Below are 17,657 nucleotides of genomic sequence, written 5' to 3'. Positions count from 1 at the left end.
GGAAAGCGGATGGTCCCAGTCCCTAGTCTCAACCGTCGCACCGAATTGCGGTGCCCGTTCTGCGATAAGCTGGACCCAATAGAAGTAACGAAGGCAAAGCAGTGGGCCGATCGCCCGCTTGCCGTTCCTATTTCCGAGCCAGTCCCTTAACGACTCACTTGAACCAGTAGCCGTTTGGACCTTGCCGGCACGTGGCGCGTTGGAAGGTACCTACCTTTCCAGTCCTAGAACCATGTTGAAGCCGGCCAGATTTCCAGGACATAGCCTCCGCCGCGGACGAAGCTTTCCGATCGCCGTCCGGCCAACGAAGGTGGACGTCGGTATCGCGCACGAGATCGCCCGCAACACGGCTCCGGCCCCGGAGTACGCGGCTCGCGCCTTGACCTGGGGTGCCGACGAAAAGGTCCTGTTGGTTCTGGCCACGGCTGGCTGGATCGTCTCCCGGGGCCGCAGCGAGTCGTTGCGGCGTGCAGGTAATCACGCGCTGCTCGTTACGGCAGCATCGTCTTTGCTGCCCCACGTCATGAAGTCGTTGTTCGACCAGACCCGGCCCGATCGCAGGACAGTGGTCGGGCACATCCATGGAGTCTCCTTTTCCGGAAAGCGCGACGACGCCTTTCCTTCCGGGCATGCGATTCACATGGGCGCGTTGGCATCCGCAGCCGGGACCTTGCCGGTTGAGCCCCGCCGGGCGATCCGAGCCTTCGCGATCGGTCTCTCGCTGACGCGGGTTGTGGTCCTGGCGCACTGGGCGAGCGACGTCGTCCTGGGCTTCGCGCTCGGAGCGGCCCTTGAGCGCTTGCTGCGGCTGTGGACCGGCTATCCGATCGCCACGGCCATCTCGAAGGAAAACGAACATGCCGATACTTGAGGACCTGAAGGAATACGCCGAACGTGCGACCGGCCTGCGGCGACCCGGCAGACGGAAAGCCGCCACGCTCGCCCGACCGCGTAAGCCTCACACGGTTCGTTTCAAGGACGACGGCCTCGTCCCGAACCATCCGCGATGGCCGCTGATCATCTATCGGGGCGCTATTGATCTCGGCGAAAGCCACGATCCGGCGGCCGTGATCGAAGATCTGTTTGAGGCCAACGGGTGGGGTGAGACCTGGCGCGACAGCATCTACGATTACTTGCACTACCACTCGCGCATCCATGAAGTGCTCGGCGTTGCGAGCGGCAAGGGGAGGGTCCGCTTCGGCGGCGCCAAGGGACGGATATTCACCTTGAAAGCAGGGGACGTCGTCATTCTTCCGGCTGGCACGGGTCATCAATGCCTCTCCGCCGATGACGATTTCCTCGTCGTGGGGGCGTATCCCCCGGTCGGCACCTACGACGAGTGCAGAACGGTGCAGGATCGGCCGCGGGCACTGAAGACCATTCCGAAGGTGCCGGTGCCGCGCAAGGATCCGATCTCCGGGTCCGGCGGGTCGCTATCCAAACTTTGGAAGAAGGCCAGATGACCGAGTACATCGTCCGCTTTCTCGTTGGTGGCGCGGTCGTTTCGGCCTTCGCGATGCTGGGCGACGTCCTGCGTCCCAAGAGCTTTGCGGGTCTTTTCGGTGCGGCGCCCTCGGTAGCGCTTGCCACGCCTGGCATCGCGGTATACGCGCATGGCGCGGCCTACGCAGCCGTACAGAGCCGATCCATGATGGCTGGCGCAATAGCGCTCGCCATCTACAGCGTCGTCGTCTGTCATCTCCTCGTTCGCACGCGGCTGCGCGCCTTGCCGGCGACCATGCTGTCGCTCGCTGCTTGGCTCCCGGTTGCCTTCCTTCTGCTGGCGATCGCCGGAGCGCAGACATGACGCCCGTCCGCTTCTCGCCGTCGTCTCTCAAGGAAAGCCGGTGGTACGAATACCTCATGCGTTTTGTCCTCGGTGGCGCGGCTACCGTCTTCACCGGTCTTATCAGCAGCCGCTATGGAGCGTCCGTAGGCGGCCTTTTCCTCGCGCTTCCGGCCATCTTCTGCGCCAGCGCAACGTTGATCGAGAAGCACGAAATTCGCCGCAAACGGGAAGCTGGCCTCTCCGGCGAGCGCCGCAGCCAAATGGCCGCCGCGGTCGATTCCGCCGGCGCCACGCTCGGAGCACTGGGTATGCTGGCGTTCGCAGCCGTCTTTTGGCTCACCGTGGAGCGCAGCGTTGCGGGCGCGTTCATTGCAGCATCGTTCACGTGGCTGGTCGTTTCGATTGCCGCCTGGTACGTGCGACGCAAAATGCGGTCGGTTCGGAGAGCGGGAAGGCTCCGAAAAGCAAACGGCCCCGCTATTTCGCGGAGCCGTTCTAGCTGATCGGAACTGCTGTCAGGCCGCGTCGGACGCTTTCGCGTTGACGCCCTTGCGCAGTGCTACCGTGTTGAGCTTGGTATTCGCCGCCTTTTCCTCGTTCAGATTGGTAGTCAGGAAGCGCACGATCTCGTCGTGGCCGAGCTCGTCGGCCCAAGCGATCAGCGTGCCGTATCGGCATATTTCATAGTGCTCGACGGCCTGCGCGGCTGCGACGAGGGCGGCGTCCAGTACCGCCTTGTTCTCGATCTCGCCCGCCGTCTCGTCGGCCTCCTTGATGATACCATCGATCGCGGGACACTGCGTGCCGGTCGGCTCCTTGCCGAGCTTCTCGAACACCTTTTGAAGTCGCTCGACCTGCTTGTTTGTCTCTTCGAGATGGGCTTTCAGACCCGCGGCGAGGTCGCGGTTGGTCGCCTTTTCGATCATCTTGGGCAGGGATTTGATGATCTGCTGCTCAGCGTAGTAGATGTCCTGCAGGCCATGGATCAGCAAGTCCTCCATGGTTTTGATGTCCTTGGTGAAGATTCCCATATTCGACGTCTCCTTTCGCAATGATGGCAATGGAACGTCGTTGCCCCTTGGGGGTTCCCATCCATGTGGTCGCAGCCGAGGCTGCTGGCCGCATCATTCAGCGCTCTGCAATCGGCGAAACCAGATCTAGGGCGAAAGTTGCAGGATGGCCGAGCAAAAGATCACGACGACCGGTATCGCCGCCCATGGCTCCTCACGCCTGCCGTCGGTCGATGTCGATAGTTTCAACATCGAACTTAAGGACGAGGACGGATTCCTTGGCGACCGCGCCAGCAAGGGCGCCTTCCGGGACATTCTCGAGAAATGGCGGAAGCCACTGCGCAAGTCGGGCGAGGATCCCTTCGGTAAGGAGCACTCAGAAAACATCAGCAAGAAAGCTCTCGACGCGATCCTGATTGGCGACGACACCGAGGCTTCGGCCGTCGTCCACAGCGCCGTCGAGGACTTCGCGCAGGAACTTGCCCATGTCACGCGCCGCATCCTCAATACCAAGGCCTGGGACAAGACCGAGCGGATCGTGGTCGGCGGCGGCTTTCGCGACAGCCGGCTCGGCGAACTGGCGATCGCCCGCACCGAGATCATTCTCAAAGCCGAAGACTTCAAGATCGAGATGCAGCCCATCCGTCACAATCCGGACGAGGCCGGTCTGATCGGCGCTCTTCACCTGGCGCCCTCTTGGATATTCGAAGCGCACGACTCGATCCTGGCCGTCGACATCGGTGGCACCAATGTTCGCTGCGGCGTAGTAGAGACGCGCCGGAAGAAGTCTCCCGATCTATCAAAGGCATGCATCTGGAAGCCTGAGTTTTGGCGCCATGCGGACGATGAGCCGTGTCGCGAGAGCGCAGTGAAGCGCCTCGTCAGGATGCTCGAGGGGCTGATCTCAAAGGCGGAAAAGGAAGGTTTCAAGCTCGCGCCATTCATTGGCATCGCTTGCCCCGGTGTCATTGAGAGCGACGGGTCGATCCAGAAGGGCGCGCAGAACCTTCCGGGCAACTGGGAGAGCAGCAAGTTCAACCTGCCGACAAGCCTGGTCGAAGCCATTCCGCGGATCGGAGATCACGACACGGCCATCGTCATGCACAACGATGGCGTAGTGCAGGGCCTTTCTGAAGCCCCTCTCATGCAGGACGTCAAACGCTGGGGCGTGCTGACAATCGGCACGGGGCTCGGCAATGCTCGGTTCACCAATCGCAACGGGAAAGCTGAAAAATGACGTGATTTCGGAGCACTTGTTGCTTGCTTGGAGAAAGCCGACTCATTCTTCCAGCGGTCAAACATGCCCAAAAAAGGCCAGTGCCTATCAGGCCCATTGATGAAGGCGATGCCGACCGCGATGGCCTTGCTGTAGGCACAGCGCTCAACATGGCGTCGCGTCTGGCAATGGCGGCAACTGTCATTCAGTCGCTTGCGGCATCCCTTCCTAACCAGGTCGTCGCAAGTTGGCTGACGAGGGGCGAGAACGTGCTGATGACAAGGTCGAGCTGAGCGGCCGCCACCCAATGCGACTTCGCCTCTTTCGCGGCTACCTCTCCCATCAGCCGAACGGCTTCATGACTACTTTGATGCAGCCATCCTTCTTGGCCCGGAACGTCTTGTAGAGGTCTGGCCCCTCGTCAAGCGTAGCGCGATGGGTGATGACGAAGCTTGGATCGATCTCGCCTTTTCCGATGCGTTCCATCAGTTTGGGCAGGTAGTGCTGAACGGGGGTCTGGGCCATGCGAAAGGTTAGGCCGCGATTGATTGCGCTGCCCATGGGAATGTTGTCAAGCATGCCTCCATAAACGCCGACGATGGAAACGGTGCCGAAGTTGCGGCAGCATTGGATCGCCTGCCGCAAAACATGCGGACGATCCGTACCCATGAAGGTTGCTACCTTGATACGGTCAATCACGGAATCCGCGCTTGCCTTGGTTTCGGGCTCGGTGCCGACCGCATCGATGCAGGCATCGGCGCCGCGACCTTGCGTGAGTTCTTGGATGCGCTCGTAAATATCTTCCTTCATGAAATCCAGCGTGATGGCGCCTGAGTTCGTAGCGAGCGCCAGGCGCTCGGGTACCGTATCGATCGCAATCACACGCTCGGCGCCCAGCAAGAATGCGCTCTTGATTGCAAATTGGCCAACCGGTCCGCAGCCCCACACCGCAACCGTCTCTCCGCCCTTGAGGTTGCAGAAATCGGCGGCCATGTAGCCAGTCGGGAAGATATCTGACAGGAACAACACCTGCTCATCCGTGAGCCCCTCTGGAATCTTGTAGGGACCGACGTCGGCATAGGGGACGCGCATGTATTCCGCCTGGCCGCCGGCGAAACCGCCCAGCATATGCGAATAGCCGAAGAGGCCGGCTGGAGAATGGCCCCAGAGTTTCTCGGCCTGCTTCGCGTTGGGGTTGGAGCGTTCGCAGCCGGAGTAAAAGCCATTCTTGCAAAAGAAGCATTCGCCGCAGGCAATGGTGAACGGCACCACTACCCGATCCCCCACCTTGAGCCTCGTGTTGTCCTTGCCGACCTCGACAACCTCGCCCATGGTCTCGTGGCCGAGTACGTCGCCCTTTTCCATCGTCGGCATGATGCCGTCGAACAGATGCAGATCCGAGCCGCAGATCGCGCAGGCCGTTACCTTGATGATTGCGTCGCGCCCATTCTGAATCTTCGGATCGGGAACCGATTCACAGCGAACATCGCTCTTGCCGTGCCAGGTGAGGGCTTTCATGGACTGCTCCAAAGAGGTGTTTGACGAGACCAAGCGTGAGCGCAGCGGCTTGTTCCTTTTCCAAATAGGAACGGTCTCGCGTCAGTTCGATTAGGTCCAAAGCCAACTAAAAATGCGGAAAGCCTAGATGGAGATGGCCATGGCCGGACAATTTGCGATCGTGACAGGCGCCTCGACCGGCATTGGTTTTGAGCTTGCCCGACTTTGCGCGGCCAAGGGCTACGACCTTCTGGTCGCGGCGGATGAGCCCGAAATCGAGACGGCCGCGCAAGCGCTGCGCGACGAAGCGAACAGTAGCGCCATCGTGACGGTTCAAGCCGACCTTGCCACCGTCAAAGGTGTCGACAAGCTCTGTGAGGCCGCTCAGGACCGCAAAGTTGACTTGCTGATGGCCAATGCCGGCCGCGGCCTAGGCCATGCTTTCCTTGATCAGGACTGGGACCGCATTCGTCGGGTCATCGACACTAATGCCACCGGCACCACCTGTCTGATCCACCGTGTTGGCCAGGACATGCGGCGTCGCAATGAAGGACGCATTCTGATCACCGGCTCGATTGCCGGCTTCACCCCCGGCAGCTTTCAGGCGGTCTACAATGCGACCAAGGCCTATTTGAATTCATTCTCATTCGCGCTGCGGGAGGAACTGCGCGGTACGAAGGTTACCGTTACCTGCTTGATGCCCGGGGCTACGGAAACGGAGTTCTTCGTCCGTGCGGACATGCTCGATACTAAAGTCGGATCCGAAGACAAGGATGACGCCGCCATGGTCGCCCGAATGGGCTTTGAGGCCATGATGAAGGGCGAAGGGGATGTTGTCACCGGCCTGAAAAACAAAATCCAATCGGCGGTTGCCAATGTGACGCCGGCCGAACTCCTTGCCAAGCAGCATCGCAAGAAGGCGGAGCCTGGTACGGCAAAATCATAAGGCTGATGTTTATGGCAAGTGCTTCGCCCCCAGCCCGCCGCGTTTGCACTGATCTCGATAGGCCAGCGATGCTAGATCCAATCACGGCCGCCTCGCATTCGAGATCGCCGGCTGCGAGCTTTCGGTGGAATGACGTACACGTACTTCCACGGTGACTTGCTTGCCCATTCGTCGTTCCTAACCACTGAGAAGATCGGCGCACGAGCGAGTTCCCAATGCTTCGCTCGATGCACAAAGCCCCGCCACCGTCGCGAGCCAGCCCAGCCGGACCGCAAGTGGGTACGTGATCAGCATCGCCCATCCGACCGAGCCCGAAACCGACGATCGCCTGTAACCGCAGCCGATCAGAGTCGCCGACGGCGAATAGGATCGAGGCCGCGGCTAAATGCCGAGTCGGCTCTCTGCCGCGGCTGGTTGCGGCGTTTCGGGCGCCGGCTGCGACGCCGCGCTGCATGCAACAAGAATGGGAACGCTCCCGCGGGCGCAGCGTGCGGTTGGTCCTGAGCGGCACCGTGAAATTAGAGCGCTATAGCTGCGCACCTTTGTCGTCCGCCGGACGTGCTTGTACATCCCGACCGATGCCTTCGTCTGCCCGAGGAACGATTCAACACAGCGTGAGTTCGTCCCGAAAGAAATCCAAGGGGATAAGTCATGACACGATCAGTGGAAGATCTGAAACGTGAGTCCGAGCGGAGCCGTGCCGAGTTGGCGGCCACCGTCGATCAGTTGAGGGAGCGGATATCAGATACCGCCGATGACATCCGTCATAAGGTTTCGCCGCAACACATCAGATCGGAAGTTTCGGGTTACATCAACCACACGACCCAAAGCTGGGTCGAGGCGCTGAAGCAGCAGGCCATGGATAATCCGATGCGCGCGGTCGCCGCGGCCACGGCGGTTGCGGTACCGTTGCTGCGCCTCGCGCGTGGTTTCCCGCTGCCGCTTCTGATGATCGGAGCCGGCCTCGTCCTGACCTCCAAAACAGCCCGCGACCGCGTCGCCGAAGCGGCCGCCCCGGCGGTGGAGAAGGCCGGGGAAATGCTGGGTGATGCGGCGGATCGCGCTGAGGCACTGCGGGGCGACGTCAAGGACCAACTCGCTTCGGCTCAGAGCCAGGCCACCGGCATGGCCATTGACGCGCGCGATACGGCTGCCGGCGCGGCCGACAATCTCCGGAGCCGCGCAGCGGAGGCCGCCAGCACGGTCGGCGACAAACTCAGGGGCGGCGTGGATGCCGTCATGGACACGGCAGGCGCAGCAAAGGACGCGGCAGCGACAGCGCCTGCAAAGGCTCGCCAAGTCATCGGCGACAACGCGGCGCTGATCGGTGGCCTGGGGATCGCAATCGGCGCGATCATTGCCGCGGCTCTTCCCGAGACCAAGGCCGAAGTCAACGCGATGGGCGAGGCGAGTGACAGCGTGAAGCAGGCGGCGGGCGAGGCGGCGCAATCCGGATTTGAGGCCGCCAGGGATGCGACGATGTCGGCGGCCGACGCTGCGGCGAAAAGCTTCTCCGAGGCCGATCTCGGGCGACACACCAGCCGCATGACACAAAACATTGCCGACACGCTCAAGGAAACCGCCGACGACGTGGTGAGCGCAGCCTTCAATCCTTCTCGAAACCCGAACACCTGAAAGTAGATACCATGAGCGATTTGGACCTGACCAAAAGGACGAATTTCACCCAGAATCAGAATACCGGCGCTTCGCAGAGCCTGAAGGATCAGATGGCGGATGCTGGAGCCGAAGTGAAGCAGCGCGCCGGCGACGCCCAGCAAGCGTCGACCGATGTTGCGCGCGACAAGTTCAAGGAAGCGGCTGACGCCGCCAAGGACGTGGCCTCCGGGACAGCGGACCAGATCGAGGACCAGACGCGCGACAAGCAGCGGTCAGGCGCCGACTTCGTCGAGCGTCTTGCCGGCAACATTCGCGAAGCGGCCCACGCCTTCGAGAGCGACGCGCCTTTCGCTGCCCGCGGCATCAATTCCGCCGCCGGATATGTCGACGATGCCGCCGAGAAAATCCGCAACGGAAGCTTCCGCGACCTCGTCCACGGCGCAACCGACTTCGCGAGGCGGCAGCCAGCCGCGTTTCTCGGGATCTCCGTGCTTGCTGGGTTCGCGGCAGTCCGCTTCCTCAAGGCGTCCAGCGGGCAGTCTTCAGCTTCGAAACGGCCTGAAAATGCCCGGGAGCAATCGTCATCCACACAGCGAAGCAACATGTCATGAGCATTCAGAACGATATCAGAACGAGCAAGGACGACCTTCGAACCATCTCCACGCTACTGGGCGATGCGCTGTCGCAGTTCGCCAAGCTATTTCAGAACGAGGTAGATCTCGCCAAGGCTGAATTCGGCGAGAAGGTTCAGAAGGTCAGTGGCGCGCTGGGCTTCATTGCCGGCGGCGCGGTGCTGGTTATCCCCGCCCTGGTCATGGCGCTGTTCGCGTTGTCCGCGGCATTGATCGCCGCAGGTTGGTCGCAGCCGGTTTCGTATTTGATCTCGGCTGCCTTGGCCGCGGTAGTTGCCGGCGTGCTGTTTGCGATCGGCATCAAACGGCTCGACACGCGAAATCTCGCGCCTCGTGAAACCATCCGGCAGCTCGAAAAGGACAAGGACACCGTGAAAGGAATGGTGCGATGAACAGCACGCAAACCGGCTTTTTCGATAGCCTGGTCGCGGAGATCCGCGAAAATCCCCTTGCGGCGGCCCTTATCGGAGGCGGCGCGTTCTGGCTATTGGTCGGCGACAAAAAGCTGAAGAGCGCTGCGTATTCAGTGACGGCCGCGGCTTCGCCGATCGTCGATACCGGCGCGCGCAACGTTCGTGCGGCCGCGTCCGGACTCCAGCGGACCGCGTCGCCGCCGACCGCACCCGAAATGAACCAAGGAGGCGTCATCGGCGTCGGTGAAACCCTGCGCGAAGCCAGCAGTGTCGCTTCCGCCTCCCTTTCAGGAGCGGCTGACAAGATCCGGGAAAGAGTCGACGAAGGTGTCGCCTATGCCCGGGAAAACTTTGACAAGCTAGGCAATGTACTTCCTGGAAAGGAGACTCTCACGAAAGCGCAATCATCGGTGGCCGACGTGCTCGAACGTCAACCTCTCGTCCTCGGGGTTGTGGGCTTGGCGATCGGAGTAGCAGTGGCGGGAGCGTTCCGGGCGTCCGACCTCGAGAACGAATGGATCGGCGAACTCAGCGACGATGTGAAAGCTGATCTGAATACACGTGCTGGCGCGGTATCGAAAAGTCTGCGCGAAGCTTCCGATACGCTCAAGGCCGAACTTGGCGACACGGGCGCCGAAGCCGTCGATCGGGTGAAACAGGCCGGTATGGATGCCGCAGACGCCGCACGGGAAAAGATAATGTCGTCCTAACTGGCCCGGGTTGAGCCGGAGGCGCTTCGATGTGGTGATACGCGCGCAGAAACGGTATCGCAGTGGCTGCTCGAGGCCTCGGATACGCTAAGGCTGAAATCAGCGACACGGGCGCCGAAGTTGATGATCGGGTGAAGCAGGCCGGCATGCCACAGACGCTGCTTCGAGCCACAGACGCTGCTTCGGGAGATTTACCCGGAGTGCGAGCTCGACGTACTCGCGCTCGACCTTGTCTCGCCTTAGCTGTTGCCGTCCTTATCCCGTGGGGAGATGATCCCCAACGGCTGCTCCAGCTCGAGCAGTCGAAGCTCGTGGCAAAGTGCTTGATCGCGCGCGAAGAGCCGGCTTTCAGGCTTGAGCCTACTGCCACCGAAAAACGGCACCACAGATTATGATAACGATGACGACAGCAAACGTCGTCAGGAGCCACGGCATGTCTCGGCGTTCGCGGGGCGTCACTCGAAATTCCTTTAATCTTAGAAGTGGCCTCAGCACGGAAGCGCTGGGGTTCTCGCTTCGATAGACCTTTGCTTAAACAGGCCCGCCTAGTGGACGGCGCGAACCAAATAGTATGACGCCCCCACGACGATAATGGTCGGCACAGCCCACAACAATATAACCGGCATAAGTTGCTCCTCCTCAGTTTGCCCTCAATGGAGCAACTTGGGCCATTGCAACTTGTTCCCGATCCGTCACCGTGTCTTGCAACGCAACACACATCCGGTCCTTGCTCGTGCAGTTCGTGGAACAGTTGCGTTGCAGGGTCGTTGTAAAGCATCCCCCATTTGGAGCTTCCACCATGCGACAATAGCGCACGCAACGAACGCCTGTGGCGGCGCGAGCCGCAACGATCAGGGCGCCGACCGACCTTCCGACAAGTGGTTACGCCCTCATCGTTGATGGCCACGCGAAGCAGGAGTTCGAAACCCGAGATTTTGCTATCCAAGCAGCCAAGGGCTTGAAGACGCGTTTTTCCAACCTTCAGATCAAGGTTTACGATGCGAACACAAAACGTTCTGAGCAGATCGAACTCGCTCAGGCCTAATAAACGGCCCTGGCAGCGGAGGACAAGACTCGCAGGCGTGTGCGAACATTTCCTTGCCGTCACGAATCTGGGGAAGGGCGCTTTGACGCCGATTGTCGCCGGCTTCTTACGCTGCCGCAAGCTCCGCTAACAAAACAGATCGATCAAATGGTCCCGTGAACGTCCCGGACTTGGCGTCGCTTCCCGATTTCCGGAACCTTCGGAAGCGTCAAGGTTTCTCCCTTCGTCATCGGCTGTAAACCAACGGGAGGATGAGAGCACCAGTCGATGCCCGGAAGGGCGGGGTGAAGAAGCGATCGCAGGACTTATCGCGCTATCGTTTGCGCTCCAGTTCCCGCACAAAGCGGGCGTCGGTATTCCGGCCCTCATACTCCCCATCGATGCGCTTGAGGAGTTCGTCGGCTTTCTTTGGCTCAACGGCCAAGAGGATCGCGTCGATCTTGGCCTCCATCCGATCATCGCCTTCCTTTGATTGCGGCGAGCCTACATGCAGGAGAATTGCGAGCCCGGCAACCTGCCAGATCAGTTGCAGGAATTCGGATTGCCAGTTTTCAAGGGTGTCGCGCATCATTTGGATCGCATAATCGCCGATCTCGATCGGCTGCTGGTGCGCCTGCTGCTCGTTGACGTAGGCAAACCAACCGAAGATCCAGTGGCCGGAGAGCGTGATGACGAACAGGGCGCCCGTCACCCAGGCAAATCCGTAACGCTTCCAGATCGAATGTCGGGTCATGATCAAGGGTTCTCTTTACCTCGGTTAGCCCTTCAACCGCGCCGGACAAGATTGTGTTCCGCCGTAACTGCGCGCCTTCGCGATATCCCACGCTCACATGAAGGAGGCCTCGACGATTGATGCGAAACGACCTGAGGCCCAGGGAGAGCTGAGATCATCGACGGCATCTGAAAGAAAAGGCCCCAGATCAAGTCGGATAGCTGGGGCCGCCAGCCCCGAGTCTTTCTTCCGGCGGGGCGCTTCGGGAGCAAAAGCCGGAAGCCACAAACCGACTCCGCTGGCGGGCGCTTGTTCCTCGGAGTGCCACTTTTCCCGCAGGCTGCCTCAAAGATCGCTCCGGTATCCGAACGTAACTGCCCCAGCAACTTGGGCGTTGAGCCATTCCAATGCGCCAGGCACCGAAACGTCACCCGCTATCTGTCCAAGGATGATCCCAGGCTGCGGAACCTGGGATAGTAAATGACCTGCAGCTACTGCCGTCCTCATCCCGCGACGAGACGATCCGAACGGCTACTGGTGGCAAACATTCAGGTTGTCGACGGCCTGCGCAATGCCGCCATCGTCGGCATAGGTCACCATGTGCCCGGTATCATTCACGAGGTGCAGGTCGGAGCGGCTGAGCACATTGTGTAGACGTCTGGCCTGCTCGGGTTCGATAAGCTGGTCGCCGGTTCCGTGGAAAATGTGGACGGGGCACCGGATGCTGGAGTAGCGAGACTCCAGGCGCGCCGCTTCCGGAATGAGAAACGCACTTTCTTCCGCGGCCGCCCTCAGTTGCTTCGGGCCGGAGCGTCAGAGAGGCTGGACCACAGCCTGTCGAGATTGTTCGCTCAAATCCCAATGCACGACGGGGCCAGAGCGGCGGAGTCCCCGATGGGAACATGAGCATCTGCTCGACGCTGTGCAGCAGCGCCTTGATGCAAACCCACAAGCCATGCGCCAGCGTCGAGAGACAGTCGAGCATCCGTTCGGCACGATGAAGGCCCGCATGGGCGCCACACACTTCCTCACCAAAACGCTTCCAAAAGTAGCCGCTGAAATGGCACTCTCGGTCCTGGCCTATAATCTGACACGGGTCATGAACATCGTCGGGATCAGGCCGCTGATCACTGCGATCGCGGCCTGAGACAAGCGCGGCTCCCGGCTTCTAGGACCCACGTCCTTTGCGGCCGTTTTTACACGGCCAAGACCCAGAGCGAAAGTCGCGCCTTGCGACGCTCACTTGATTCCCAGGACGTCCTTGAGCTCTGCCGCTTTCTTCATACACTCTTGTTCGTTGCCAGCCGCGGACAACTTGCGGGCTTCGGCAATCAGCTGGTTGGCATGTTCGGCGCTCTGAGTGCCGCGCTTGGTAACTTGCTCCTGATGCGGTGAAGTGGGAGTCACAGCCGGTGCCGTTGATCCGGTGGTTTCAGGCTCACCGCTCTTTTGCTTGGTGGCCAGAACCTCCTCTTGGTGCTTGGTCCCCGGCATTCCCGTTTCGCTCGTGCTCGCGCCCGTCCCGGCGGCAACGACATTCTGTTCGAGCGTTTTCAGTTCTTGGTTACAATCAGCAAACGCTGGCCCCGCGAGGACAAGGGCGAATGCTGCTGTGATTGCTGTGCGTGTGGACATCTGAACCTCCTGCTTGAGGTTGTCTCTCGCTCGAAATGAGGGATGCAGGAAAACGTCCATAGATGTTCGGTGGTTCCTTCAATCTGGCTACGATCTGGTCTGCAGAGGTCGACGGTCTGGCAACGCAGGGCGGCCGATGGTCAGGCCCACTGGCCGCAAAGCCCTGTTTCTCGACCGTTCAAGCGCCTGGTCGAGACTCGGGGTTAGGTCTCCCTGTGAGCCCTAAGCAGACATCCGGTTGGCCACAAAAAGGCCCGCAGTGTTATGAGCACTGCGGGCCTTTTGATCGCTTAGCTGGCTACACCCGACAGTTCAGATGCGCTGCCTAGCGTATCATGCCACCTCGTGACTCCCAGTACGTCGGTGTCCCGTAGTACTGGTGGGTGCGCGTTTCCCAGTCTCTGTCCTGCCACGAGTCATCACTGAACTCTGGCGCGTCCCTCAGCTGTTGTTCGGTGATAGCGGTTCGAAAACCACCAAGCGATGTATCGTAGGTCAGAGCAGCCCAAGGAATGGGATAATGGCTGTGCCCCAACCCAACGAAGCCGCCAAAGCTCATGACGGCATAAGCTACTCGGCCTGACACTTTGTCGATGATGAGGTGATCAATCTCGCCGATATTCTTTCCACCTGCTCCATAAACCTCGGTTCCTTGAATGTCTTCGCTTGAGATGCATTGATGATCCGGATGGGCTGTTGCGCGGGCCATGACTAGACTCCCTCAAAGGTGGGTTTGATCGAATTAACTCGACCCCTATGGGGACGTTCCTGTTTCGAGGAACGTATTTCCGATCTATCGTCGCGACACCGAATTAACAACCGCAAGTCGGGATGAGCGCGGCTGGATCAGCCGGAGGGGCGTCGCGGACTTCTGGCGGGAGCGGCAAAGCGCGTAATTCTGCTCGTCCATGTCTGCATTTGATCCAAACCGTGCATTTCGAAGTCACGACGGCGCCGCGGGTTTGAATCTAACTCCGAAGTTCTCCGGGAACCTTTTCCATTCAAAACCATCCGATGGGCAGCACGGCGGTCACCGACAAGGCCGCGGCCATGCGCACCGCTCGCTTGCAGACGGTGCCGAGCTGCAGGGCTTTTCGAACCCGACATAAGGAGGTACCAATGCCAAGGGCTCGTTCAACTTCCATCAGCAGACGAAGTGTAGTCGCAGGGTTGGCGCTGACAGCCGCCCCGGCGGCTTTGGCGGGGGCCGATCAAGCGTATGCGCAGGGCAAGCAAACCACGCCGGACAAAAGCCTGTATGAGCGACTTGGCGGCGTTTTCGCCATTGCAGCGGTCGTGGATCACTTCAGCGACGCTGTCGTCAAGAACCCTATCGTCGGCCAGAAGTCCAAAAACCCGCAGCTGAGGGAATGGCACACCAAGAATCTGAAACGACTACCAGGTCTCAAGTTCATGCGAACACTGTGGGTCTGTGACGTTTCGGGTGGGCCGTTGCAATTCAAGGCCACTAGGCCTGGCGCGACGCCCCTTGGCCTTGAGGAGGCGCACCGGGACTTGCGGATCTCCCCGGCGGAATTCGACGAGGTCGCAGCGGAACTGAGGCGGGCACTCGACTTCGCCAAGGTCCCGAAGCGCGAGAAGGCCGAAGTACTGGCTGCGTTCGCCGGCCACAAAGACGAGGTTACCGCCGGCTACGCATCGAGAGCCAAGCGCGGCTGAAGCATCCTGTGGTGCCGAATGTCAGGGCCTATACTCCCGCAAAGGCTTCATCGGGTTCTACAGAGCGAAAACGGCCCCTGGCGCCGGGGAGCACAGCCAAGCGGTCTCAACACCGATAGATGCCGGGGGCCGTGCGGTGGTGCTTGGACGGTAGGTCCATCCGGAACCTTTGACCGTCCGGTACCGGACTCATGGGAATATTATTTACGAGGCCCGGGATTCTCCACGATGCGGGCCGTTCGACCCTCTCGATTGCAGGGGCGCCGAAGCGAACCAAGGGCGCCGTGCTCGCTGCAGAGTCGCCAGACGTCGGGCGTGCAGGCCTGCTGCTGCCACGTTCCGCGATAACCTTGCGAAAACGCGGTGCTCTGAAGGGTGATTCCGCACCCCATGCACCTCAGGAAGGTTGCTCGCACAACACTTGTGAACCGTGTCGAAGCAGCATCAGCGCTGGCGGCAAGGCCCAAGCGTGTCTCGCTACGAACAGTTGCGCAGGGGGCAGGGACGCCCGCCCCCGCAAAATGGAGACGGCCCCGCGTGAGCGGGGGCCGTCTCCCGCTCACTGCGGACAGGTCGTCGGTGAGCGCTCCGCCGCTAAAAAGATCTCCGACGCCGCGAATGCGGCATCAACGCGGTCGGCGGCGGACAATGCCTCTTTAGTTGGCTCTCTGACCTAAGGACTTAAAGAACGCTCGGCTTACCTGGCCCGCGCTGATGCGCTAGTTGAGATCGGCTTAAAGATCGCAGGCATTACTGGCACGTCGTCCGGATCGGCCGGATCGGTTTTTTTGCAGTTCGGGCAGCGCCACCGCAACCACAGGCCCGTTCTCCCAAGAACGGCCGATCGAAGTGGTTTCACAAACCCAGCGAGTATTGTCGCACTGAGGAAAGACCGCATCGTTCCGTTCGCTCTAGCAACCGAAATGTCGGCGCAGTCATTGTGTTCCGGTGACTTGCTGTCGACCGAGCGCGGTTAACTTTTGTTGTAGCGGGCGACGGCTGCCCGGTGTTTTGATTTCGGCGTGGCCCTTTGTGGTTCTGGCCTCCAAGAGCCTCAGCTCCACGTCCTGGAGCTGGGGCTCTTGGTGCTAACCTTGGCTTCTTGCTCCGGGTTGCTAGTCACGAACTCTTCCCATAATTCTCCCATCAGCCTCATAACATCCGGCACTGGATAGGCCTTCGCAGTTGGGGGCTGATTAGCGAGTTGGCCCACTCGAAATCTTCCCGAATATGGGTTACCGGGAGCCGGGATGAAGGCGGCATCGGTGGGCTTATGAACGACCCCTTCCCGGGTGACATTGAACTGGTTGCGTGTGACAAGTGCACTATCCATGTCCGGGCAACCGGAATAAACGGGCGGAGTTCCTAATTCCTTGGCGGCGATTAGGCGTACTGCACGGCAAGTTCGAGACGGAAGCACGCAAGAAAGCGGACCGGCTCGCCTGCGAGGCGTAGAACAAGCGCATGCTCGGCTTTCCCGACTATGATCCGGCCGAAAGAGACGGCGGTCTGGCACTGGGCGAAATCGTTATCTAAACTCCTCGATCAGCGCCTTCCAGCCGAGCGCATCGTGCCTCGTCAGCAGCAAATCGCCAAGCGCGGCCAAGTGCTGTGGCAATTCGCAATCGGGACGGGCATTCATATTGTTGACGAACGAGGCGACCGCGTTTCTGAGGTCGCCTCGGTCGAGATAATCGAAGGCTCGTTGCTTACATCGCTCGACATATTTGTCGCGCGGAACATCGGCAATAATTGAACGATCCATTTATTGGCTCCCAACCGACCAGAGCATGGAATGAACGCATTTGACCTGTCGGTTCGAAAAGCAACAAACAGACGCTTTTCAGTCCCAGTGTGGGGATTAGGACACAAACGCGCGCAAGCCGAGTCGTACATGGCCGGGCGATCATCGCTCCCCGCGTTGACGCCCTTCCGCAGTGCCACCGTGTTGAGCTTGGTATTCGCCGCTTTTTCCTCGTTCAGATTGGTCGTCAGGAGGCGAACGATCTCGTCGTGGCCGAACCCTTCGGCCCGAGCGATCAGCGTGCCGTAGCGGCACATTTCATAGGGCTCGACGGCCTGCGTGACTGCGACGAGGGCAGCGTCCAGCACCGCCTTGTCTTCGATCTTCACCCGCAGTCTCGTCAGCCTCCTTTGATGCCGTCGATCGCAGGACACTGCGTGCCGCTCGGGTCCTTGCCGAACTTCTCGAACTTTGTCCGATCCATCGCAGCCGCCGCGGCGCGCTCCTAACGCAATTCCTGCCGCTTTACGTGCCGATCAGCTATCGCCGAGAGGCTGGCCTTGCCGCAGCTCTCAAGATGTGAGCAACGCTATTTTATTTCGGGGCGCCAGTCTGGCCGCTACCCGTGGTTTGCTGACTGTTCGGCCGGCCCGGCGGATGGGCAGACGCTCCCGGCTTGTCTTGATCGCCCACGTATCCAGATTCTCCGGAGTTGCGGGTCTTGACCCCTTTGTCGGCATCACGCTGCATCTGGTCGTTGGGCTCGCTGGTCTTGAGCCCTTTGTCCATCTGCTGCTTGGTTAGCTCACTAGGTGCGGCCTGTTGCTGTTGTGCCGTTGCTTGGAACGCAATCGCGCTTCCGGCAACGACAATCATCGCGAGAGCTGCCGTTCGCATACGTCTCTCCTTTAGTACGTTGCTTCGGTCCGCTAACGCGCGAACTTCCCGACGTTTCCTAGTGCCGGTTGCTATTTCAAAAGATAGCTGCGTACGCCGCGCGAAACCCTCGCA

General features: G+C 60.3%; 19 protein-coding genes and 2 pseudogenes. 14 read left to right on the top strand and 7 right to left on the bottom strand.

All coding sequences use genetic code 11. The features are described 5' to 3' along the window. Positions 1–232 precede the first annotated feature (232 nt). Genes LMTR21_RS28610 through LMTR21_RS28595 form a run of 4 tightly spaced genes read left to right on the top strand, consistent with a single transcriptional unit; the run spans position 233 to position 2,292 of the window. Entirely contained in the window at positions 233–871 is a 639-nt protein-coding gene (locus tag LMTR21_RS28610; RefSeq protein ID WP_065754354.1) for a phosphatase PAP2 family protein, read from the top strand. Further along, positions 858–1,463: a cupin domain-containing protein gene (locus tag LMTR21_RS28605; RefSeq protein WP_065754355.1), complete on the top strand. Its 606-nt coding sequence runs from the start codon at positions 858–860 to the stop codon at positions 1,461–1,463. The genes LMTR21_RS28610 and LMTR21_RS28605 overlap by 14 nt, the downstream gene beginning before the upstream one ends. Further along, entirely contained in the window at positions 1,460–1,807 is a 348-nt protein-coding gene (locus tag LMTR21_RS28600; RefSeq protein ID WP_065754356.1) for a DUF3147 family protein, read from the top strand. Before LMTR21_RS28605 ends, LMTR21_RS28600 begins: the two co-directional genes overlap by 4 nt. After that, positions 1,804–2,292: a DUF3147 family protein gene (locus LMTR21_RS28595; protein ID WP_065754357.1), complete on the top strand. Its 489-nt coding sequence runs from the start codon at positions 1,804–1,806 to the stop codon at positions 2,290–2,292. The genes LMTR21_RS28600 and LMTR21_RS28595 overlap by 4 nt, the downstream gene beginning before the upstream one ends. Positions 2,293–2,304: 12 nt before the next feature. Here the strand turns inward: LMTR21_RS28595 and LMTR21_RS28590 are convergent, their stop codons facing one another. Next, on the bottom strand, positions 2,305–2,820 hold the full coding sequence (locus LMTR21_RS28590; protein WP_065754358.1) for a YciE/YciF ferroxidase family protein: 516 nt from the start codon (positions 2,818–2,820) through the stop codon (positions 2,305–2,307). Positions 2,821–2,965: 145 nt separating this feature from the next. On the opposite strand from LMTR21_RS28590, the gene LMTR21_RS28585 reads away from it, so the two are divergent. After that, a complete protein-coding gene (locus LMTR21_RS28585) occupies positions 2,966–4,036 on the top strand; it encodes an ROK family protein (RefSeq protein ID WP_065754359.1) in 1,071 nt (356 codons plus the stop codon). Positions 4,037–4,357: 321 nt separating this feature from the next. Here LMTR21_RS28585 and LMTR21_RS28580 read toward each other — a convergent pair whose 3' ends face one another. Beyond that, a complete protein-coding gene (locus LMTR21_RS28580; RefSeq protein WP_065754360.1) occupies positions 4,358–5,533 on the bottom strand; it encodes a zinc-dependent alcohol dehydrogenase in 1,176 nt (391 codons plus the stop codon). Positions 5,534–5,666: 133 nt separating this feature from the next. On the opposite strand from LMTR21_RS28580, the gene LMTR21_RS28575 reads away from it, so the two are divergent. The 6 genes from LMTR21_RS28575 to LMTR21_RS28550 all read left to right on the top strand — a co-directional run bounded on the left by LMTR21_RS28575 (position 5,667) and on the right by LMTR21_RS28550 (position 10,875). After that, entirely contained in the window at positions 5,667–6,458 is a 792-nt protein-coding gene (locus tag LMTR21_RS28575) for an SDR family NAD(P)-dependent oxidoreductase (RefSeq protein ID WP_065754521.1), read from the top strand. A 651-nt stretch (positions 6,459–7,109) separates the two neighbouring features. Continuing rightward, complete coding sequence (locus LMTR21_RS28570; protein ID WP_065754361.1) at positions 7,110–8,093, top strand: DUF3618 domain-containing protein; 984 nt, start codon at positions 7,110–7,112, stop codon at positions 8,091–8,093. A gap of 11 nt (positions 8,094–8,104) precedes the next feature. Beyond that, positions 8,105–8,686 carry a hypothetical protein gene (locus LMTR21_RS28565; RefSeq protein ID WP_065754362.1) on the top strand — a complete coding sequence of 194 codons (582 nt, stop codon included), beginning with the start codon at positions 8,105–8,107 and terminating at the stop codon, positions 8,684–8,686. Next, positions 8,683–9,099, top strand: a complete 417-nt coding sequence (locus LMTR21_RS28560; protein ID WP_065754363.1) for a phage holin family protein — start codon at positions 8,683–8,685, stop codon at positions 9,097–9,099. The genes LMTR21_RS28565 and LMTR21_RS28560 overlap by 4 nt, the downstream gene beginning before the upstream one ends. Then, positions 9,096–9,830 carry a hypothetical protein gene (locus tag LMTR21_RS28555; RefSeq protein WP_065754364.1) on the top strand — a complete coding sequence of 245 codons (735 nt, stop codon included), beginning with the start codon at positions 9,096–9,098 and terminating at the stop codon, positions 9,828–9,830. The genes LMTR21_RS28560 and LMTR21_RS28555 overlap by 4 nt, the downstream gene beginning before the upstream one ends. Before the next feature lie 829 nt (positions 9,831–10,659). Then, a complete protein-coding gene (locus LMTR21_RS28550; RefSeq protein WP_065754365.1) occupies positions 10,660–10,875 on the top strand; it encodes a hypothetical protein in 216 nt (71 codons plus the stop codon). A 313-nt stretch (positions 10,876–11,188) separates the two neighbouring features. Here LMTR21_RS28550 and LMTR21_RS28545 read toward each other — a convergent pair whose 3' ends face one another. Continuing rightward, a complete protein-coding gene (locus tag LMTR21_RS28545) occupies positions 11,189–11,566 on the bottom strand; it encodes a DUF6766 family protein (protein ID WP_246174381.1) in 378 nt (125 codons plus the stop codon). Between the two features lie 501 nt (positions 11,567–12,067). On the opposite strand from LMTR21_RS28545, the gene LMTR21_RS40350 reads away from it, so the two are divergent. Next, a complete protein-coding gene (locus LMTR21_RS40350) occupies positions 12,068–12,241 on the top strand; it encodes a hypothetical protein (RefSeq protein ID WP_187399214.1) in 174 nt (57 codons plus the stop codon). A 175-nt stretch (positions 12,242–12,416) separates the two neighbouring features. Further along, a pseudogene (locus LMTR21_RS28540) lies at positions 12,417–12,734 on the top strand (transposase); the annotation flags it as partial. Between the two features lie 92 nt (positions 12,735–12,826). Here LMTR21_RS28540 and LMTR21_RS28535 read toward each other — a convergent pair. Then, positions 12,827–13,222: a hypothetical protein gene (locus LMTR21_RS28535; protein WP_065754523.1), complete on the bottom strand. Its 396-nt coding sequence runs from the start codon at positions 13,220–13,222 to the stop codon at positions 12,827–12,829. A gap of 325 nt (positions 13,223–13,547) precedes the next feature. Further along, on the bottom strand, positions 13,548–13,931 hold the full coding sequence (locus tag LMTR21_RS28530; protein ID WP_065754367.1) for a PRC-barrel domain-containing protein: 384 nt from the start codon (positions 13,929–13,931) through the stop codon (positions 13,548–13,550). Positions 13,932–14,392: 461 nt separating this feature from the next. Between LMTR21_RS28530 and LMTR21_RS28525 the strand changes: the two genes are divergently transcribed. After that, complete coding sequence (locus LMTR21_RS28525) at positions 14,393–14,902, top strand: group I truncated hemoglobin (protein WP_246174369.1); 510 nt, start codon at positions 14,393–14,395, stop codon at positions 14,900–14,902. A gap of 1,920 nt (positions 14,903–16,822) precedes the next feature. Here the strand turns inward: LMTR21_RS28525 and LMTR21_RS28510 are convergent. Together LMTR21_RS28510 and LMTR21_RS28505 are read right to left on the bottom strand one after the other, a co-directional pair. Continuing rightward, a pseudogene (locus LMTR21_RS28510) lies at positions 16,823–17,115 on the bottom strand (DUF892 family protein); the annotation flags it as partial. 125 nt (positions 17,116–17,240) lie between these two features. Next, positions 17,241–17,543 (bottom strand): hypothetical protein, encoded by a 303-nt coding sequence (locus LMTR21_RS28505; protein WP_141688416.1) that lies wholly within the window; start codon positions 17,541–17,543, stop codon positions 17,241–17,243. Positions 17,544–17,657 lie beyond the last annotated feature (114 nt).

Source organism: Bradyrhizobium paxllaeri, from assembly GCF_001693515.2.
Taxonomy (GTDB): Bacteria; Pseudomonadota; Alphaproteobacteria; order Rhizobiales; family Xanthobacteraceae; genus Bradyrhizobium; species Bradyrhizobium paxllaeri.
The sequence above is the reverse complement of the archived record's forward strand: the minus strand, read 5'-3'. Positions and strand labels throughout refer to the sequence as shown.